Source organism: Methanoculleus receptaculi, assembly GCF_033472595.1.
Lineage (GTDB): Archaea > Halobacteriota > Methanomicrobia > Methanomicrobiales > Methanoculleaceae > Methanoculleus > Methanoculleus receptaculi.
This window is the reverse complement of sequence record NZ_CP137642.1, coordinates 79,324-96,993: the sequence shown is the minus strand read 5'-3', so window position 1 is coordinate 96,993 and position 17,670 is coordinate 79,324. Positions and strand designations below refer to the sequence as shown.

Annotated in this window: 15 protein-coding genes and 2 tRNA genes; 5 read left to right on the top strand and 12 right to left on the bottom strand. The window is 56.7% G+C overall.

Annotation, left to right across the window (positions count from 1 at the left end; all coding sequences use genetic code 11):
* Positions 1–50: 50 nt before the first annotated feature.
* Both R6Y96_RS00480 and R6Y96_RS00475 read right to left on the bottom strand, forming a co-directional pair.
* Positions 51–803: a hypothetical protein gene (locus tag R6Y96_RS00480; protein WP_318621494.1), complete on the bottom strand. Its 753-nt coding sequence runs from the start codon at positions 801–803 to the stop codon at positions 51–53.
* A gap of 103 nt (positions 804–906) precedes the next feature.
* The gene (locus tag R6Y96_RS00475) at positions 907–2,496 is read right to left on the bottom strand and encodes an FMN-binding glutamate synthase family protein (RefSeq protein ID WP_318621492.1); all 1,590 of its coding nucleotides are present in this window, start codon (positions 2,494–2,496) and stop codon (positions 907–909) included.
* A 156-nt stretch (positions 2,497–2,652) separates the two neighbouring features.
* Between R6Y96_RS00475 and R6Y96_RS00470 the strand changes: the two genes are divergently transcribed.
* The gene (locus R6Y96_RS00470) at positions 2,653–3,114 is read left to right on the top strand and encodes a hypothetical protein (RefSeq protein ID WP_318621491.1); all 462 of its coding nucleotides are present in this window, start codon (positions 2,653–2,655) and stop codon (positions 3,112–3,114) included.
* A 57-nt stretch (positions 3,115–3,171) separates the two neighbouring features.
* On the opposite strand, the gene R6Y96_RS00465 is transcribed toward R6Y96_RS00470, so the two are convergent.
* Entirely contained in the window at positions 3,172–3,852 is a 681-nt protein-coding gene (locus tag R6Y96_RS00465) for a 2,5-diamino-6-(ribosylamino)-4(3H)-pyrimidinone 5'-phosphate reductase (RefSeq protein WP_318622530.1), read from the bottom strand.
* A 446-nt stretch (positions 3,853–4,298) separates the two neighbouring features.
* On the bottom strand, positions 4,299–5,585 hold the full coding sequence (gene tnpB, locus R6Y96_RS00460; protein WP_318621490.1) for an IS200/IS605 family element RNA-guided endonuclease TnpB: 1,287 nt from the start codon (positions 5,583–5,585) through the stop codon (positions 4,299–4,301).
* A 29-nt stretch (positions 5,586–5,614) separates the two neighbouring features.
* Between tnpB and R6Y96_RS00455 the strand changes: the two genes are divergently transcribed.
* Positions 5,615–5,857, top strand: a complete 243-nt coding sequence (locus tag R6Y96_RS00455) for a sensor histidine kinase (RefSeq protein WP_318622529.1) — start codon at positions 5,615–5,617, stop codon at positions 5,855–5,857.
* A gap of 76 nt (positions 5,858–5,933) precedes the next feature.
* On the opposite strand, the gene R6Y96_RS00450 is transcribed toward R6Y96_RS00455, so the two are convergent.
* The gene (locus R6Y96_RS00450; protein ID WP_318621489.1) at positions 5,934–6,578 is read right to left on the bottom strand and encodes a phosphoribosylanthranilate isomerase; all 645 of its coding nucleotides are present in this window, start codon (positions 6,576–6,578) and stop codon (positions 5,934–5,936) included.
* 42 nt (positions 6,579–6,620) lie between these two features.
* Positions 6,621–6,694 (bottom strand) — tRNA-Phe (locus tag R6Y96_RS00445).
* Between the two features lie 112 nt (positions 6,695–6,806).
* On the opposite strand from R6Y96_RS00445, the gene R6Y96_RS00440 reads away from it, so the two are divergent.
* The gene (locus R6Y96_RS00440) at positions 6,807–7,784 is read left to right on the top strand and encodes a DHH family phosphoesterase (protein ID WP_318622528.1); all 978 of its coding nucleotides are present in this window, start codon (positions 6,807–6,809) and stop codon (positions 7,782–7,784) included.
* Here R6Y96_RS00440 and R6Y96_RS00435 read toward each other — a convergent pair.
* On the bottom strand, positions 7,771–8,535 hold the full coding sequence (locus R6Y96_RS00435; RefSeq protein WP_318621488.1) for a hypothetical protein: 765 nt from the start codon (positions 8,533–8,535) through the stop codon (positions 7,771–7,773). The two genes, R6Y96_RS00440 and R6Y96_RS00435, sit on opposite strands and share 14 nt — an antisense overlap.
* 66 nt (positions 8,536–8,601) lie before the next feature.
* Between R6Y96_RS00435 and metG the strand changes: the two genes are divergently transcribed.
* Complete coding sequence (metG, locus tag R6Y96_RS00430) at positions 8,602–10,596, top strand: methionine--tRNA ligase (RefSeq protein ID WP_318621486.1); 1,995 nt, start codon at positions 8,602–8,604, stop codon at positions 10,594–10,596.
* A 106-nt stretch (positions 10,597–10,702) separates the two neighbouring features.
* Here metG and R6Y96_RS00425 read toward each other — a convergent pair.
* The 3 genes from R6Y96_RS00425 to R6Y96_RS00415 form a co-directional block, all read right to left on the bottom strand.
* Positions 10,703–10,777: transfer RNA gene (locus R6Y96_RS00425), tRNA-Arg, on the bottom strand.
* Between the two features lie 84 nt (positions 10,778–10,861).
* Complete coding sequence (locus R6Y96_RS00420; RefSeq protein ID WP_318621485.1) at positions 10,862–11,251, bottom strand: DUF473 domain-containing protein; 390 nt, start codon at positions 11,249–11,251, stop codon at positions 10,862–10,864.
* A gap of 5 nt (positions 11,252–11,256) precedes the next feature.
* The gene (locus R6Y96_RS00415) at positions 11,257–11,970 is read right to left on the bottom strand and encodes a proteasome assembly chaperone family protein (protein ID WP_318621484.1); all 714 of its coding nucleotides are present in this window, start codon (positions 11,968–11,970) and stop codon (positions 11,257–11,259) included.
* 59 nt (positions 11,971–12,029) lie between these two features.
* Between R6Y96_RS00415 and R6Y96_RS00410 the strand changes: the two genes are divergently transcribed.
* Positions 12,030–12,356: a DUF5611 family protein gene (locus R6Y96_RS00410; protein WP_318621482.1), complete on the top strand. Its 327-nt coding sequence runs from the start codon at positions 12,030–12,032 to the stop codon at positions 12,354–12,356.
* Between the two features lie 587 nt (positions 12,357–12,943).
* On the opposite strand, the gene leuS is transcribed toward R6Y96_RS00410, so the two are convergent.
* Both leuS and R6Y96_RS00400 read right to left on the bottom strand, forming a co-directional pair.
* Positions 12,944–15,721, bottom strand: coding sequence for a leucine--tRNA ligase (gene leuS, locus R6Y96_RS00405; RefSeq protein ID WP_404810318.1), 2,778 nt, complete (start codon positions 15,719–15,721; stop codon positions 12,944–12,946).
* Between the two features lie 40 nt (positions 15,722–15,761).
* Positions 15,762–17,651 (bottom strand): PINc/VapC family ATPase, encoded by a 1,890-nt coding sequence (locus R6Y96_RS00400; RefSeq protein WP_318621481.1) that lies wholly within the window; start codon positions 17,649–17,651, stop codon positions 15,762–15,764.
* Positions 17,652–17,670 lie beyond the last annotated feature (19 nt).

The window sequence follows — 17,670 nt, the reverse complement described above, 5'->3', positions numbered from 1 at the left end:
GATGCCCACAAGGCCACATGCATACCAGATGAAAATATAGAGGGCCATTTTCATACCCTCACGATCGGGGACGCCGTCTCATCGAAGGGGTTGCTCCGCATCGCAAGTGAGAAGAGATAAGGATAGTTGCGCTGGAGGTACTCCATGTAAGCGAGCCATTCCCCGGTCAGGCGATTGTAAACCCTGTCCACATCCCCGGCGAGATGCCCCACGTCGCTTGCCGGGAGAGCGGCAAAGTCCCCCCGGCGCTCAAGTTCTTCGGTAAGGTGAAAGACCGCCCGGAGGAGTTCTGTGAACGACTCGTGCTCAAGCAGCACAGGGTTCTCCAACAATCGGAGGAGAAAACCACGTTTCTCTGTCAGGTAGCGGCAGAGTTCCTGCAGGTCTGCTGCATCTATGTTGAGCCTGGAGTGACGCCTCCGGGTACGTTCGCGAACTGTGGAGAACTTCTCCGGTGTCCAGGCGTCTGTTACGATGAGGTCCTGCCGGATCTCCGGAAGGGCCGGATCGCGGTCAGAAAGGAACGCCAGGAGGCCGGTACCCACCTCCGAGAAGAAGGTACCGATGACCATGTTCAATTTATCCAGCCGCTTGCGCTTCTCCCTGACGCTCAGGAGTTGGTTCAGGATCAGGGTGACCAGGAGAACATTTATCGGCAGAAACCCCAGGGCGTTGAAGATGTAGTGGTAGGTGTTCTCCGGGTCGCCGAGCAGGAGATACTTCACGGTATAGACGACGATGGATGAAAGAACAAGAGCAATCCCCAGCCGCGCCTCCCAGGTCCGGATGTTTATGCTGCGCATATTATGCCATCGATCTTTTACGCAGAAAAAGTGTTGGCCGGCCCCCTCAATGCCTCACAGGGGGTATGGCAGCGTTCATCCCCGGCAGGGTGGAGATCTCCGATCACGAATCCAGGATTGCCTCGGCAGCATCGCGATAGGCGTTCATCACGTAGGGGATACCGGAGACCGCTTCCGCCTCCTCGGTCAGGGCCATCAGATCGTTGCGGGAGATCATCTTAAGGCTGAAGTTTCTGGACCCGGCCATGATCTGCTGGAGCCCCGTCCTGAACTTCTGGGTGTAGGTGTAGATCCCAAGCGCTCCAAGCGGAATCTCGTCGATCCGGTCGGGATACTTCTCTCTGAGCTCCTCGTAACAGACGAAGATCTCACCGACGCTGTTGCCATACTTCGAGACCGATCTCGGGAGTTCACCGGCTGCGAGCCACTTCTGGATGTTCTTCCCGACCATACCCGGGATCATGAGGGCACGGCCCATGCAGACAGCCCTGACGTAGGGACTGCCCATGGCGATCGCTTTGAAGACGTTTGCTTCATCCGAGAACCCCCCGGCAATGGCGATATCAGGAACACGGATACCGCGTTCTCTCAGCCGCCCGGCGAACCGATAGGCGAGTGCCTCGATATAGAACGTCGGGATTCCCCATTCGTTCATCATAGGCCAGGGACTCATTCCCGTGCCGCCGGGCGCGCCATCGATGGTGAGGAGGTCGATCTTTGCTTCAGCACTGTAGCGCAGCGCCATCGCAAGTTCGACAGCCGAATAGGCGCCGGTCTTCAGGGTTACCCGCTTGAATCCGATATCGCGGAGGCGGTCGACCTCCTCGAGGAATCCCTCCCTGCTGATGAAGCCAAGACGTGAATGGCGTTCGAACTCCTTTATGGCGCCGTCCCTGAAGGCTGCCTGGACTTCTGGCAGTGTAGGGTCAGGGAGGACAATGTAGCCGCGACTTTTGAGTTGCAGCGCCCTTTCGAGACTGTTGACCTTGATCTCTCCGCCAATGCACTTTGCGCCCTGCCCCCATTTCAGTTCGATCGTCTCCAGGTTGTGTTTCGACGAGACGTACTCCGCGGTTCCAAGCCTTGTGTCCTCGACGTTTAACTGCACCAGGAGTTCGCCGTATTTGTCGTGGAACTTCCGGTAGGTCTCGATACGCCGGTCCATCTCGGGCGACCTGCTGATCTTGCCGTTGTGATCGAGTTCCAGTCGGGGGTCAACACCGCAGACATTCTCACCACAGACCAGGGTTATGCCCGCTATGGCAGCGCCAATGGCAAAGTGCTCCCAGTTCGCCCGGGCGATCTCGGTTGATCCGAGCGCCCCCGTAAAGATCGGAACCCGCATAGGGACCTTTATGTCCCAGCCGTACTCCGTTCGGGTATCGACATCCTGAAAGACGGCGGTATCGGGGTTGGCCTCGACGCCTTCCGGAAACCCCTTTGCACCCCGGGCATAGCCCTGGATGTTCAGGTGTGAGTAGTCGACCGGGTAATTCTTCTCCGCGCCGGCAGTGATCTCGCCGAATGGACCCGGATAGAGTACTTCTCTGCCCCGGAATGATGAGAGCCAGATCTCACAGGCCCCCTTGCACCCATCTACACACTTTGTGCAGAGGCCCGACATCGGTACAACATCGCGGGAGCGATTGGTCGTTCCTGTTGCCTCGTTGGCGTTTGGTCTTCGTAGATTCATCGGTTGCACCTTCGCTGATGTGGATAGGAGTTTCCTTCCCGCGCCTAAAAACATATCTACTGGTGTGGGTAAACGGCAGCATCCCCTCAAGATGTTTACAAGGCCATACCGGGACGTGGCGAAAAGGTGAAATACATTGGTACCCACTCATGGCATATGAACTTCAGGTTGCTACCCCTACTGGTTGCGCTTCTGCTCGTCTTCTCATTCAGCGCAGGATGCACAGGCTCTGAAGAGTCAAACGGCCCGACCCCGACTGAAACCGCTCAGGCGACAGCCGCGCCCACGGGAACACCGCCATCATTGATCCCTGAACCGACACAGACCCTGCCGCCCGGAAAAGAGGTTACATTCGATGTCTCGGAAGGCCTGACCCCAACGATAACAGACGATCTGCGGATCGTCTTCAGCGGCGGTAAAGGCCAGGATTTTGTGAAGAGTATCGACGTTGTCGTGATCAAGTCAACCGGAGAGGTTGTCACCGGTTCGATGAAGCCAATCACGGGCGATGAACTCATCATCAGTGATGCTAAAGGGGAGAATCGCGTCCAGATAACTGTATCACTTGTCACAGGAGGCTCTTACAAGGTCGTTGACAAGATCGTAGAAGTCAAATAATCCCACCTCTCTCTTTTTATCGCCATCGGCGTGCATTCATCCACTCGAACCGTATCATCACGCCCTCTTTACCCTCCACCTTATCAGCAGACCCTCATCCAGCCGGTCGGCTTCGATGAGCGCGAGCCGTGGGAAGTCCTCATCGCGGAAAGAACCGGTGCCGTCGACAGGGGTGGGGGCATCTTTTCCGCCGATTATGATGTTGCCGATGAAGGTCTGAAGTTCGTCGACCAGACCTTTTTCCATAAGCGCCCAGATTAAAGTCCCTCCCCCTTCAACCATCAGGCGCCGGACACCCAGCCGGTAGAGTTCTTCGAGCAGGGCTGAAAGATCGACTGTCTCATCGCCGGTTACGATGACGGTGGCGTACCGCCTGAGGACATCCAGCGTTTCTGGCGATGCTGCCCGTGAGACGGCTATGATCCGCTTTCCCGCTCCCCTGTGCAGGATGTCTGCATCCGGGGGAGTTCTTCCCCTGCTGTCCACAACGACACGAATCGGGTCTTCATCCTTTCCGGCCTCTCTCCGCCATGCCCTGAGATCGGGTGACTTGACCGTGAGCGAGGGGTTGTCGGAGAGCACCGTGCCGATCCCGACCATGATGGCGTCGCTCTCTGCCTTGATCCGGTCGACCCGCGAGTAATCGTCATCGCCTGAAATCCTCACCTGCCGGCGCTCAGCGGTCGAGATCTTCCCATCAGCGCTCATGGCAACATTTACAAAGACGAAAGGACGCATATTTCTGGGTTGAACGACGACCATCATAATGCTACCTTCGGTTGCGGCAGGAATCATCATCGGGCAGGCTGCACCGCCTCTCCGGGAGATCTGGAGAGGTTCATGAGAAAATCCAGTAATGCGCGGGTATATCGGATTATTTTTGTAAAAATCATTTTAAAATCGGATGATGTTTTCGGAGCCTATAAATATAGATAATGGTGAGATCTCTCTATTGGACATGCCAGAGAACCGGCATCTCTTGAGTTGCCTAAACCAGGATCGCTTCACCGCGACAGATCTCGTCAAAATGATCGTTCTATCGTCATTCGCAGGGGTATCGCTTATGCTCACGGCGGTTGCGCCTGTGAATCTCTCCACCCCCTGCACCCTGGTCTACTGCGTCCCGATCCTCCTTACCGCTCTCTGGTTCCCTCCACAGGCGTTCCATGTGACTGTGATCCTCGTCACCGGTTTCGTGCTCGGCCAGACCAGCCTCTCCCTCCTTGGATACAGGGTCGCCCCTTTTGGGGGTGCCTGCGATCAGGGTGAACTACCACGCGCCTCTCGGGCGTGGCTTCCTGCTTCATCCTCCTCCCCACCGGGAGCGAGTCCACAGGCTCAACGGTGCGTCCCGCACCTGATACCCCGACAAGATTCTGTTCTTGCAGGGCGAACTTCTTGATATTGATCGCCGCATTGATATCGCGGTCGTGATGAGTATCACAGACCGGGCAGACCCATTCCCTGTCAGAGAGGGCAAGATCCCGCTCGAGATATCCACAATTATTACATATCTTTGAGGATGGATCGAACCGCCCGATCTTCAGGAGCGTCTTCCCATACTTTCGACATTTGTAATCCAGCATCGTAAAGAACGTGCTCCACGATACATCTCCAATCCCCTGTGCCAGACAATGGTTCTTCATCATCCCGCCAACATTCAACGACTCCACTGCAATAGCTTGGTTCTCGCTCACAACTCGAAAAGAGATTTTGTGCAGGAAATCGTTTCTTTGGTTGGCGACTTTTTCATGGCACCGGGCAAGTTTCCGGATCGCCTTCTCTTGGTTCTTTGACCCCTTCTTCTTCCGTGACACTCGCCTTTGCAACACTTTCAACCGCTGGAGGGAGGTCTTCAGGTATCGGGGGTTCTCAATCTTCTCTCCAGTGGAGAAGGCTGCGAAGTCGGTTAAGCCAACATCAATCCCGACCGTCGTGTCAGATGTGAACGCTACAGGTTTAGGCTCAGGTTCCTCGTCGTCGACAAGGATGCTGACAAACCATTTTCCCGTCGATGTTACAGACACCGTGGCATACTTCATCTTCCCGGTGAAGATTCGGTGGAAGACGGTCTTAACCTCACCGATCTTAGGGAATTTGATCGTCCTCTGGTCAAAATTCACATGGTAATGTTGTGGTACCTGAAAAGACCGTACAGGGTTCTTCTTTGACTTGAATCGGGGGAATTCCTTCTTCTCCCTGAAGAACCGGGTGAAAGCGTTGTCGAGGTTCTTGTTTGCACTCTGGAGCGACTGCGAGTTGACTTCCTTGAGCCACGGATATTCTTCCTTGAGGGCAGGAAGACGATTGTTCAAGTCGAAGCAAGAGAGTTTTTGGCCATCTTGTTCGTATGCTTTGATCTTCTGTTCCAGAGAATGGTTGTACACAAACCGACAGGCATGGATGTGCTTCATGAGGAGCGTGATTTGCTCTCTTGAAGGATACATCCGATACTTGTAGGCTTGGAGCACAGAAGCAATATTAAGCGTTATAATAGGATATAGTTTTCTGTAATCTCCGGATCTATATCAGAAGGGCGGCTCCGCTTTCATCCCCGCGCCTCTCGACCGGGGTCTTCCTGCTCCGCCCCCTTCACTCCCTGCAAGATAAAAAAGGCGGTGGGGTGGGCCTGAGCCTCTCGATCGCAAACAGGTATGTCCGGTTGCATGGAGGGGAGATAACGGTGGCAAGCCAGGTTGGCGAGGGGAGCACCTTCACGATCAGGATACCGAAAGAGGTATGAGAGCCTGAAGGGATCATATAATCATCCGGCGGGATCTGGCCTGATTTTTGTGCTACCTAAAGTTTATACGGCGGTCTTACTTCAGAGCGTCTCTTGCTGCCCTGGCAAACGCAAGCGTCTTTTCCAGGTTGCGGACACCGTCTTTCTTGACACCGGTATGCACATCGACAGCGTAGGGGCGAACCTTCTGTATCGCGTCTCTGACATTCTCCGGGGTGAGCCCCCCTGCAAGTATCACGGGAACCGTTGAGTTTGCCACTATCTCTGCACTTATATTCCAGTCATGAGGAATCCCCGTTCCCCCGATCCTCTCTTCCGTCCTTGTGTCGAGGAGGATGGCATCGGCATAGGGCTCGTAGCGTCTTGCTGTTGCAATGGACGATCTATCCATCACGTGGACGGCCTTAACGATCTTTACGCAGGGGAGAGCCTGGCGGATGACCTCCAGGTCGGATGGATCGACGTCATTCTGGACCTGCAGCGTCGTGCAGTGCGACTCTCTCACCAGGTCGATCAGTGCCTGCGTTTCCTGGAGGTGGGTGACCGTGACCGGCTCGATGAACGGCGGGAGCTGACGTATCATCCTTGCGGCTTCTGCCGGGGTTACAGCATCGCTGCTCCGGTGTATCACACCCATGATGAATCCCACGGCATCGCATTCCGCAGCGACTGCACACCGCAGATCAGCAAGGCTGGCGGTTCCACAGAATTTAACCCGCATCAGAAGATCTGATGCAGCAAGACCAGAAAAAGGCATCGGGAGTGCCCCCGCCCGGATTTGAACCGGGGACAACCAGATCTTCAGTCTGGCGCTCTCCCAGTCTGAGCTACAGGGGCCCCTGCCTAAGAGTGTTGGCAGTAGTTCTTAATAAACTCTGTGTTGCCCCCCTGGGAGTGGACGGGATAGCAAACCGCCTGTTTATCTCATCATAAAACCGATGTTTGAATGATGGACGGAATCGATCGAAAACCTGAAGCCCATCCAGGGAACTTGATGCAGGCCCTCTCCACAAGGAAGGAAAGCGTCGTGCACCTGACGCACAACGACCTCGACGCCGTCGGGAGCGACGCCATTCACCGTAGAGCCCTGGGTGACGACGTCTTCACCGTCTGGTCTTCGGTAGGGAGGTTCCTCTCTCTCCTTGATGCCGTTGCTGCCTCCCCCGGCCGTGGCGATCTCCTCAGCATATCGGATATCGGTTATCAGGACGGGGTTGAGCAGCGGCTGGCCAGGGCGCGTTCAAATGGCTGGCGGATCGAGTGGCGCGATCATCACCGCTGGACGAAGGACGAGATCCGCACAGTCGATAAGAGGACGGACATCCTCCATATCGACGTTGCCACCTGTGCAACCGGGATCGTCGCCCGCGACCTTGCTCCAGGCGATACCGTGGCAGAAGAGATTGCGCGTGTCGTCTGCGACTACGACCTCTGGAAGCACCTGGACCCAAGGTCGAAGATGCTCGGCCAGGTGGTGATGCGGAAGGGTCTCAGGGATTACGTCCGCGACAACTTTGTCCGGGGCATCATCCTCGATGAGCGTATCGAGAACGAATATAGGGAGATCCTCCAGGAGATGGAGCGTGACATCAGAAGGAGCATCCGGCATGCCACCATCATCCAGGGCGGCCGCTACAGGATCGCTTTCGCCCCGCTCTATGGCTACCCAAGTGAGACTGCCCATGCCATCCGCCAGGAGATGGGGAGCGATATCGAGGTGATCGTCTCTTCAAACGGCCGCATCTCCATTCGTTCCGTCCCGCCGATCAGCCATCTTGTCGCCCGGCAGTTCTCCGGTGGGGGTCATCCTCACGCGGCAGGGGGGACGTTCACCTTCAGCCTGCTTGACCGGTTTCTATTCTGGCTGATCAAGCGGAACCGCCATTACCGCGACCTTGCGGCGGTTGCAGAGTCTATCGAGGAATGAACGCTCTGTCCAGAAGTCTCTTCCAGTAGTCAGGGCAGGCGGTATCTGCACAGTAGCCACCCACCTCGAGGCTATCAGCGTCGACTATCCCGGTCGCCGCCACAACGTCCCCTTCCTCCGGGTTGAGAAGGATTAACTTCCGGAGACGGAACCGTTCCATAAGGTCGGGAAGGCGGTCGAGATCAGTCGCCGGGAGGATGAGAGAGTCCTGGTACTCGAGCAGGAGTTCAATGTCGAACCTCGTCGGGTTGCGAGGGAAGAAGAGGACTTTTCTGCCAGCCAGCCGCTCGAGTTCGATCACCTCAGGTGTATCCGCTATCAGAACGTGCCCCGCGAGACCCTGGTCGCGCATATCCCGCATGAGTCCAGCGTAGAGGTCTGAGATAGTCTCGGCGAATTCTTCCCGGTCTCCGATGTAGTTGTCCCGGAACCCCATGATGTGCGGTGCAGGAAGAGCAATCCTGGCGTCTTTACATCTCCCCCGCACAAACAGGGCATCTGCGGTCACGGCCGCCGGTTCGACACCGGGTTCGTCGATCAGCACTCCGTTCTTCATGCTGGTAAAGACCTCCCGTAACCGTTCGGCATAGAAGAGGCCGCCAGCAGCTGGAATTGAGACACCGTCCTGGGCGTCAAGCGAGCGTTCGAGCCGGTAGGTGGTAAGATCCACCTCTGTCCCGGTTTTCCCTTTCAGCCATTCCGCAAGTTCCGGGACGCCGGGCCTCCCGACCTCTGAGCCAAACGATCTCACCGGTATTCTGATTCGTCGTGCCATGCGCTGGTATCTTTATTAGCATCGCAACGAGAGTAGATAAGGATGAGTGGTAAGCCGTTGCTGGTAACGTGCGGGCTCCCGTACACGAATGGTCCCTGCCACATTGGGCACCTGCGGACCTACGTGCCGGCGGACTTTTACGTCCGCTATATGCGCCGGTCGGGAGAGGAGGTCGCTTTTATATGTGGTTCTGATAACCATGGAACGCCGATCGTGATCAGCGCCGAGCAGGAGGGCTCGACGCCCAGGGCACTCTCGGAGCGCTATCACGAGCATTTCTATGATACGTTCCGACGGATGGACGTCGTCTTCGACCACTTTGGCATGACCGACGACTCCATGAACCATGAGACCACCCGCTCGGTCGTGCAGCGGTTGATAGATAACGGCTATGTCTACGAAAAGACTGTCAGCCAGAGTTACTGCCCGCAGTGCGAGCGGTTTCTCCCGGACCGCTATGTGGAGGGTGTCTGCCCTCACTGCGGGGCGATTGCGAGGGGCGATGAGTGTGACCAGGGCTGCGGACAGCACCTGGAGCCTGGTGAACTCAGGGATGCTGTCTGCAAGATCTGTGGTAGCAAGGCTGAATATCGCAAACAGGAGCACTATTTCTTCAGGCTCTCGGCATTCCGGGACTTCCTTCTGGACTACCTGCCCACCCTCCGGGGCACGGCCACCGCCAGGAACTACGCTCTCGGCTGGGTGAAGGATGGGCTGCGCGACTGGTGCATTACCCGGACGCTTGACTGGGGTGTTAAATTTCCGGGGCGTGACGACCTTGTCGTCTACGTCTGGGTGGACGCGCCAATCGGTTACATCTCGTTCACGAAGGAGTGGGCAAACGCTGTCGGGGTCGACTGGAAAGACTACTGGTGCGGCGATACTACGAGGGTTACTCACTTCATCGGCGGGGATATCATCTACCACCACTGCATCTTCTGGCCGGCGCTCCTCAAAGGAGCAGGATACGGTCTCCCGCACGCGGTGGTTGCAAGCGGCATGGTCACAATCGATGGCAAGAAGTTCTCAAAGTCTCGCGGGTATGTTGTCTGGACAAACGATGACTACCTGGACCAGGGGCTCCCTGCGGACTACCTCCGCTACTATCTCCTCTCCTACACCAGCCACACGAAGGAGCTGGACTTCTCCTGGAAGGTCTACGCCGAGCGGGTGAATAATGAGATCGTGGGGACGCTCGGGAACTTCATATACCGGACGATGTACTTCGCCGAGAAGGAGTTCTCCGGTGTGCCAGACGTTGCTCCACAACCGGGTATCATCGAGGAGATCGAGCGCTCGCTTGCCGCGATAGATGCCCGGATGCGCGATTACGACTTCAAGGGTGCCGTCGATGGTATGATGAGCCTGGCCTCGTTCGGGAACGCTTACATCCAGAACAACGCCCCCTGGAAACTGATCAAGGAGGATCAGGCCGCTGCAAAGCAGGTTATCGCTGACTGTCTCCAGATGGTCAAGGCCCTTACAGTGGTCTTCCAGCCCCTGATGCCGGGCTCCATGCAGCGGGCGTGGACGATGCTCGGCTACGACGACGATCTCGCGGCACATCCGATCGCTGAGGCTACAGCGCCGATTGGGGCGAGAGCACTTGGAAAACCCGTTCCACTGTTTAAAAAGATCGAGAAAGAACAGGTCGAGGCGCTTGAGAAGGTCATGGAGGCGCGGGTTGCGAAGGCCGGGGAGGCTGCAGGGGCAAAAGCACCGACAGTCTCCATCGATGAGTTTTCAAAACTCGACATCCGCATAGCAAGGGTTGTTGCGGCCGAACCGATCGATGGATCAAAGAAACTCTACAAACTCATCCTCGACGTCGGTGGCGAGAAACGCCAGGTGGTCAGCGGGATCGCGCAGTTCTACACCCCCGAAGACCTTGTGGGCAGAGAGGTTGCTGTGGTCGTAAACCTCGCCCCGGCAAAGATCTTTGGGGTCGAGAGCAGGGGGATGATACTTGCCGCCGGTGACGAGGCCTCGCTTCTTGTCCCCCTCCGTCCAGTCAGCCCTGGGACGAAGGTGCGGTGAGAGGGTCAGGACTGATACAATCATTTTTCCAAGATCAATGAAGAATGGGCCGCCGTTATGCGGTTAGAAGATACCTGGAACTGCAATCTCCTGAGAAGCGGTCAGACGGGCCTGGAGGGATTCGAACCCCCGACATCCGGGTTAGAAGCCCGGCGCTCTATCCTGACTAAGCCACAGACCCACGTGGTGGTTTTATACATTGGTTGCCTGGTAATATTAACCCTTTGAGGGTCTCATTTCCGAGGGAGAAGGGTGTAAGGGTGTGTCACCCGGCCCGGTAGCAAGCCGGTGTGACGATCTCAACCCTGGTTGGCTCCCCCCATTTCCGCCCCTCCACGTCGCGGGCTATGGTCACCCCCCGGAACCGGACCTTGATCCTTGCAGACATCCTCTCCCTCTCCTCGTAAAAGACCGGGTTGACAACCTCAACCCGCCTCATGCTTATATCGAGGGCGAGGAGATCGACCATTATCCCCGGGTCTCCTGGAGAGAGGTCTTCCTCGGTGATCGAGGTCATGAAGATGCAGTCTCCGGGTGCGGTCCCGGTCAGGGTTATGATGTTGTGAGCGCTGTTCAGTTCGAGGGTTCGTGGCTTTCCGCTCTTGAGTTCAGCGATTACTGATGGTGAGATTCCTGTTAACGCTGCGTATTTCATGCAGATCACCCGTACATCGGCAGCTGCTCTCTTCGAGGCTGCCCCTCCGTATTCTGCACCTGCTCGGCGATCTGGGCCATTGCCGCCTCGATCTCAACCACCTGTTCGAGCAATGGCTGGACATCCAGGTTGAGGTCGTAGATCTGGTTCAGAACTTCAATCGTTGCTGCAGCTGCCCGCGGGTCAGGTGTGTTCATCGTCTCCCCGAGCAGCCCTACCCCCGGGATCCCACGCGTCTTGCACTCCGTGAGGATGCTTGCTGCAACACCTGATAGGCTCGCCATGGGGAGGATGATCGCTTTATCCTCGATACGCTGCAGTAATTCGGCGCTGGTTGCGACCCCGAAAACTCTCTTTTCCGGTTCGTTTGTGATGATCCCGGCGATCGTGACGACCTCCTTTATATCAAACTGGGTGAGCCAGTCCATGATGCCGTTTGCCACCTCGTAACAGATCGCTGGATGAATGGGGACATCGGAGACGACTGTTAAGAGGTTATCCTTCTCATACAGGCGTACCGGGGCGCTGATGACACCTTTTGCTATCAGGGCGACAGGCGGGAAATATTTGCTTGTAATGGTCCCGATCTGCTCAAATTCCATCTGCTCAACGAGGTACTGGAGGGCAATACTCCCAACGAGCCCACTGCCGGGAAAACCAATCAGCACGGTATCATCGGTGCCGCCAGGCGCTCTGGCTGTAACCTTTATATCGTCCATGGGATCAATCACTCGCTCTTCGGTTAGGTTAAGATAGATGGATATCCCTTAAAAATATTATGCAAGAATACCAGATCAAACGCGGATACACGAAAAAGCTTACAGAATCAATGCTACAGAGTCTCCGCGACCAGTTCGGCGTCGAACCCCGCCTGACGGAGGATGGGCATTATATCGTGTCCTACGGAGCGCTCCTGCGCCTTGAGGTCTGGGCAGGTGCCGGAGGGAGGACGCTGTTTGTCCATACCGAGTCAGACTCATCCGCAGATGATGAGACGATCCTGGACACAAACCGTCGATTCCGCAACTACCTCCAGCAGGTAACCGGCTACACTGCAAAAGAGCGGGCGAAGAAAGCCCAGCAGTCCGTGAAGGGAAAGGATTAGACGGGTTATCCTCAGGTACAGGGCACCATATTCTATTTTGCGGCCAGAACGGCCATTAAGAGGGGGCTGCAAAACCAATTCTTTCGGGCTGCGCCTCTGTTTGATGAACTTCGCCACGGGCAACGGACCCCCGCGGCTCTGTATTGCCGCAGACCGCCTTTATACCGCCATTATACCTGTGCCTGGGGGTGGCCGGGTTTTTGCGAGACGCTATTACCTGGAGGGGGTCAATGAACGAGAGCCTCCGGATGAGACGCGAGTGATGGGGAGGTGGCGAGACATCTCCTGCTATAGTGCCATTTTCACGGAAGCCTCTTTGAATACCCCGTTTCCATCCCTGGCGCGGCTTCACCATGCCAATCGCCATCAACTGCCTGCTCTCCCGTGAGCGGGAGTTGTCGACGAAAGATTTTTCCCGGAGGTGATTTAATACCTCAGAACCGTTTATTTGATGGCCTCCAGGAAGCCCCCTCGGGAGGGCTGGCATGCGGAACCTGGAATTCAACATTCCTGGCCGGTTTCCCCCACGGTTCAGCGCCACAAATGGCAGCAAGACAAAAAAACTGGCAGGAGGATGAAAAAGGGTCCTACTCTATCACTATCGCCGGCTTAAACGGCAACGCAACCGAGGCCTTGGGGTGCACGCTCTCCTCGGCGATCTGAACACTCACCGGAACGCCGAACTCGTGTTCCAGGAACGTCCGTGAACTCTCAAGGATCTCCTGCTCATCGAGTTTCAACTCAGCGATCTGCTGCACGAGAAGCGGCGGCAGTTTCAGCACGAGTTTCGTTATCTGCTTTGTTGCATCTGCCGCCTCACGACCGCGCCTGCGGACCTCCTCGTTCTGCATCACCTCGCGCATACCGCTGGTCCTGTCGTCTGAAGATGCAACGATCCGGAAGATCTCGTGTTTCCAGGCTGGTGCGACGAAGAGGGTGATCGATTTCGGTTCCATCGGTATGAGCTTTTTGATCGACTCGATATCCTCGACGGTCCTTGCGAGGAGTTCCTCCGCGAGTTCAACCTCTGGATTTACCTTCGTCTCGTCGGCCTCCGGCCACGGGGCGAACGAGACCATTCCCTCCTCGCCGAGATCCCTCCATAGCGCCTCGCAAGTGAACGGTATGAAGGGGGCAAGCAGCCGGACCCAGGTGTGGCAGAGGTCACGCAATACCTCACTGCCGGTCACGCCATCCGGCAGGCGGCGGCGGTACCATTTCAGGTCGGCCTCGATACCAAAGAACGCCTCCTGCAGAGCCTGTCGCGTCTGGAACGACTCGAGCGCTGCCGTGGTGCTCTCTATGCGGCGCTGCAACCTGCTTTCAAGCCATGCATCGATCTCGCAGGAGCCCTCAGCCCCCTTTCCCTCCTGGATTGTGTTCAAGAACCGCTCGATCTGTTTTTTAGTCGACGATACAAGGTCGTTGCGCCAGTCAAAGTCCTGCCAGGGCTCAGCGCTTCCCACAAGGAACATCCTGACAGTGTCGGCGCCGAACTCCGAGAGGGCGTCCTCGAGAAGGAAAACGTTACCTTTGCTCGAGGACATCTTCGCGCCGTTCAGGAGCCCCATGCCAAAGACCACCATGCCCCGGGGCTGCAGTTCCGGTGGGAAGATTGCGGAGTGGTGGAAGACCTGGAACGTGAGATGGTTTGAGATGAGGTCCTTTGCCGAGAACCGGTAGTCGTAGGGGTACCAGTAGAGGAACTCGCTCCTGAGACGCTCAAGTGTGCTGCGATCGAGGGTCGCTGGCTCACCCTCACCGAGGAAGATGTAATCGAAGATCTCCGGCGTCAGGTTTTCTGCCGGTATTTCTTTCAGGTGGTGGGCGATCGTGTAGTAGGCCATGTAGATCGTCGAGTCAGAGAGCGGCTCGACTATCCAGGTCGGGTCCCAGGGCAGTTTCGTCCCGAGTCCAACGCGGCGGGTGCAGGCCCAGTCCTTCAGCCAGTCGACCGTCCGCTCAAACTCCGCCCTGACCTCGGGCGGGACAAGCGCCATCCCCTCCAGCACGGTCTTCACCTCTTCTTTCCAGGACGGGTCGCTGTAGGCCAGGAACCACTGGCCGTGGAGGATCTTCACATAGACCCTGCTGCCGCAGCGGCAGATCACCTGTCGGGTGTCGAACTCATACATCGGGATGGAGCCATAACGCTCCATCATCAGTGCAGCCACCTCATCCCGTGCCTCTTTCACAGGTTTTCCGCCGTATTTCTCAAAGACCCTCCCCCGGGAGAATTCAGCGTTGTAGACCTCCTGGGTGAGTTTCTCTATATCTGGATCGTTCTGGTCCTGGATACCCGCCCGCTCAACCGCGTCCTTTGCCGGTATATCGCCATACCCCTCGACTGAGATGAGCGGGATCGGTTGTATGGATGTATATCTCCCCTCTCGCTGCAGGTCACGGATTGCGACGTAGTCAAAGGGCGCGTGTGCTGGAACGCTCATAACGATCCCGGTTCCCATGTCCGGGTCAACAAACGTCGCCGGCAGGATGGGGACCTCACCGCAGAGCGGGTGGGACACCCTCTGGTCGATCAGCGACGTCCCGGCTACCTCCCCGGTGATCTGGACATCGTGATCCTGCAGCGCCAGTTTTGCTGCCGCCTCTCGGCTTAAGATCCACTCATCGCCATCAATCTTCGCCCGGACATAGGTGAGATCGGGTCTCACCCAGAGGTTCGTCACACCGTAGATGGTCTCGGGGCGGAGGGTTGCACACGGGATTTTAATGTCGCCGAGCAGGAAGACAACGAGAGTAAACCTGACGATCTCGGCCTTATCGCCCTCGAGGAGGTCGTGGTCTCCGACGGGGTTCTCGCACTGGGGGCAGTACTTGACCGGGTGGGCACCCTTTACAACGCGCCCCTTCTCGTGCAGGTGCTGATACTGCCACTCTATAAACCTGCTGTACTGCGGGTCGATGGTGATGAACCGGCGCCGCCAGTCGATCGAGAGGCCGCACTTCTGCATCACCCGCCGATACTCATCCGAGAAGTAGCGGACAATCTCCATAGGGTCGATGAACCGGTCGAGAATATCCTGGGGCACCCGGTAAATGTCACGGTAAAGCCCTATCGTCTGTTCATCGCCTTTTGCAATCCTCTTTGAGATCCCTATCACCGGCGTACCGGTGACGTGGAACGCCATCGGGAAGAGGACTTGTTTTCCCTTCATCCGCTGATAGCGGGCGACGACGTCCGGAACGATGTAGGTTCGCCCGTGGCCGACATGCATCGCCCCGCTGGGGTAGGGGTATGCCACCGTCAGGTAATACTTGTCCTTATCCGCCGGATCCACCTCGAACGCATGCTCCCACCGCTCGAGACAGCCTCTCTCGTTCTTTTGCATATCAAGTCCGCTCACACTATTCCTCCAGATATCTCTTCTTCACAGTCCCCTCATCTCACACCGGCCGCAGCCGGATCGTCTCAGCATCGTTGTAGCGCTTCATCAGTTCCTGCGCAATCGTGCTGTTCCTGGCCAGGATGACTTCTCCTTCATCGTTAACCGTCGCTGTGAATAGATACTCCTTTCCTGCAAAAACATCCACGATCCTGCCCCTGTGCTCCGGGGAGACTATGGTAAGCTGCTTCTTGTCCAGGCGGATCGTGAGACCGCCGGCAAGGTGCATCTCTCCCTCCGCTGGTTTTTCCGCATCGAGTTCACTCCTGGGCCGGATGTCAATACCTATCCCGAGTTTGTTCACGATCGCTGATACGTTCTTGCCCCCCTTTCCGATCGCTGCCGGGACGTCCCTGTCCTCGATGTAGACTACAGCCTTGTTCTCGTTGATGATCCTCACATCCACCGGACCGTTTGTGTAGCGCCCGATCTCGCGCTGGATCTCTTTCTCTGCAATCTTCCGGGCGGCACTCTCCCTGGATTCTGCTGCTGGTGTCACGATGGCCGGCGGTTCTGCAACAGCAACGGGCTCCGTGGCCTCCCTGTTTGCAAGCGGCATCACCAGGGTTTCGCCCTCGTAGCGGAATATCTCGATCTCAGGCTCTCCGCGGGTGTGGTTGCGAACGACGATCACCGGGCGTGCGTGCGCGTCAGGTGGCATGCCCTCAGGGGCCTTGATAGTCAATTCAAGGTCGTAAATTTTCTTGATTTCGCCATGAGCCACAAATATGATGGTGTTAATGATCTGGGGGAGGATGCTGTAGTCCACCCGGTCGCAGAACCGCCGGAGGCAGTCGTGCACCTCCATCGCATGCACCACGCCGACCATGCCCATCCCGGCAAGCCGCATGTCAGCGTAGACAGCAAAGTCCTCACTCTTCCGGATCTCGTCAAATATGACGTAATCAGGCCGGACAAGCAGGAGGGCCTCTGCAGTGTTCACCATGCTGCCTTCAAGCGCCGTGTACTGGGTGATGTTGTCGGACACCTGAAGGTCCCGTGGTGCCTCCATCGTCTTGACAATGAAGTTATGGTCGGCCAGAAATGTGGCGAGGCTCTGAGCAAGGGTTGTCTTTCCAGCGCCCGGGGGTCCTGCGATCAGGACGCCGCGGCGGTCACCAAGGATCCGTTGCTTGATCTCCGGTGCCATAGCGTAATCGTCGAGCGAGAGGTCAATAAGCGGCCTGACCACTGTGATCTCCATGCCGTCTGAGAAAGGTCTCCTCGCGATCGAGATCCGGAGCGACCCGATCTGGACGACGGTGATCCCCCTTTTTTCAAGCTCGATGAAACCGTCCGGATCACGTTTTGCTCGCTCCAGCAGTTCCTGTGCCATCACTTTCAGTTCGTGTTCGGTCATAGGGGTGTCCCGGAGTGTGACAAGCCTGGTTGCCTGGAGTTTACCTATCTTTGCCACCGGCAGAGCCCGCTCTTTGAGGGTGATAGCGATCGTCTCTTCATCGAAGAACTGGTCGATCGAGAGCGGCGAGAAATCGCCGATCTGCGGTCGGAGATAGAGAACATCAAGCCCTTTCGCCTTTGCAACCTCCGCCTGCACCAGATCGCTCGTGATAAACCGGGCTTTATGGTCGATCGCCACGTTCCGGATGAGTGCATCGATCTCGCCGCCGCTTGAGAGTTTCACCTGATCGAGGCTGGGGCGCTCTCCAGCAAACTGGAGTTCGATGAGACCCTCTTCTGACATCCTGAATAGTTCCTGAAGTTCGGTCAGACCGGAAAAACCTATCTCCCGCCCCTGATTTGCCTGGGCCTCCAGTTCAGCGACGACGGCTTCCGGTATGATTATTGTTGCTCCTTTATATTCCCCGGTTTTTATCAGCGAGGTTATACGTCCATCTATTACGACGCTCGTATCGGGTACAATTTTCATAAAAAATCACCATAGTTAT

Coding starts and splice junctions, on each gene's coding strand:
- R6Y96_RS00480 (WP_318621494.1), bottom strand. CDS start 803: ATGCGCAGCATAAACATCCGGACCTGGGAGGCGCGGCTGGGGATTGCT.
- R6Y96_RS00475 (WP_318621492.1), bottom strand. CDS start 2,496: ATGAATCTACGAAGACCAAACGCCAACGAGGCAACAGGAACGACCAAT.
- R6Y96_RS00470 (WP_318621491.1), top strand. CDS start 2,653: ATGAACTTCAGGTTGCTACCCCTACTGGTTGCGCTTCTGCTCGTCTTC.
- R6Y96_RS00465 (WP_318622530.1), bottom strand. CDS start 3,852: ATGCGTCCTTTCGTCTTTGTAAATGTTGCCATGAGCGCTGATGGGAAG.
- R6Y96_RS00450 (WP_318621489.1), bottom strand. CDS start 6,578: ATGCGGGTTAAATTCTGTGGAACCGCCAGCCTTGCTGATCTGCGGTGT.
- R6Y96_RS00440 (WP_318622528.1), top strand. CDS start 6,807: ATGGACGGAATCGATCGAAAACCTGAAGCCCATCCAGGGAACTTGATG.
- metG (WP_318621486.1), top strand. CDS start 8,602: ATGAGTGGTAAGCCGTTGCTGGTAACGTGCGGGCTCCCGTACACGAAT.
- R6Y96_RS00420 (WP_318621485.1), bottom strand. CDS start 11,251: ATGAAATACGCAGCGTTAACAGGAATCTCACCATCAGTAATCGCTGAA.
- R6Y96_RS00415 (WP_318621484.1), bottom strand. CDS start 11,970: ATGGACGATATAAAGGTTACAGCCAGAGCGCCTGGCGGCACCGATGAT.
- R6Y96_RS00410 (WP_318621482.1), top strand. CDS start 12,030: ATGCAAGAATACCAGATCAAACGCGGATACACGAAAAAGCTTACAGAA.
- R6Y96_RS00400 (WP_318621481.1), bottom strand. CDS start 17,651: ATGAAAATTGTACCCGATACGAGCGTCGTAATAGATGGACGTATAACC.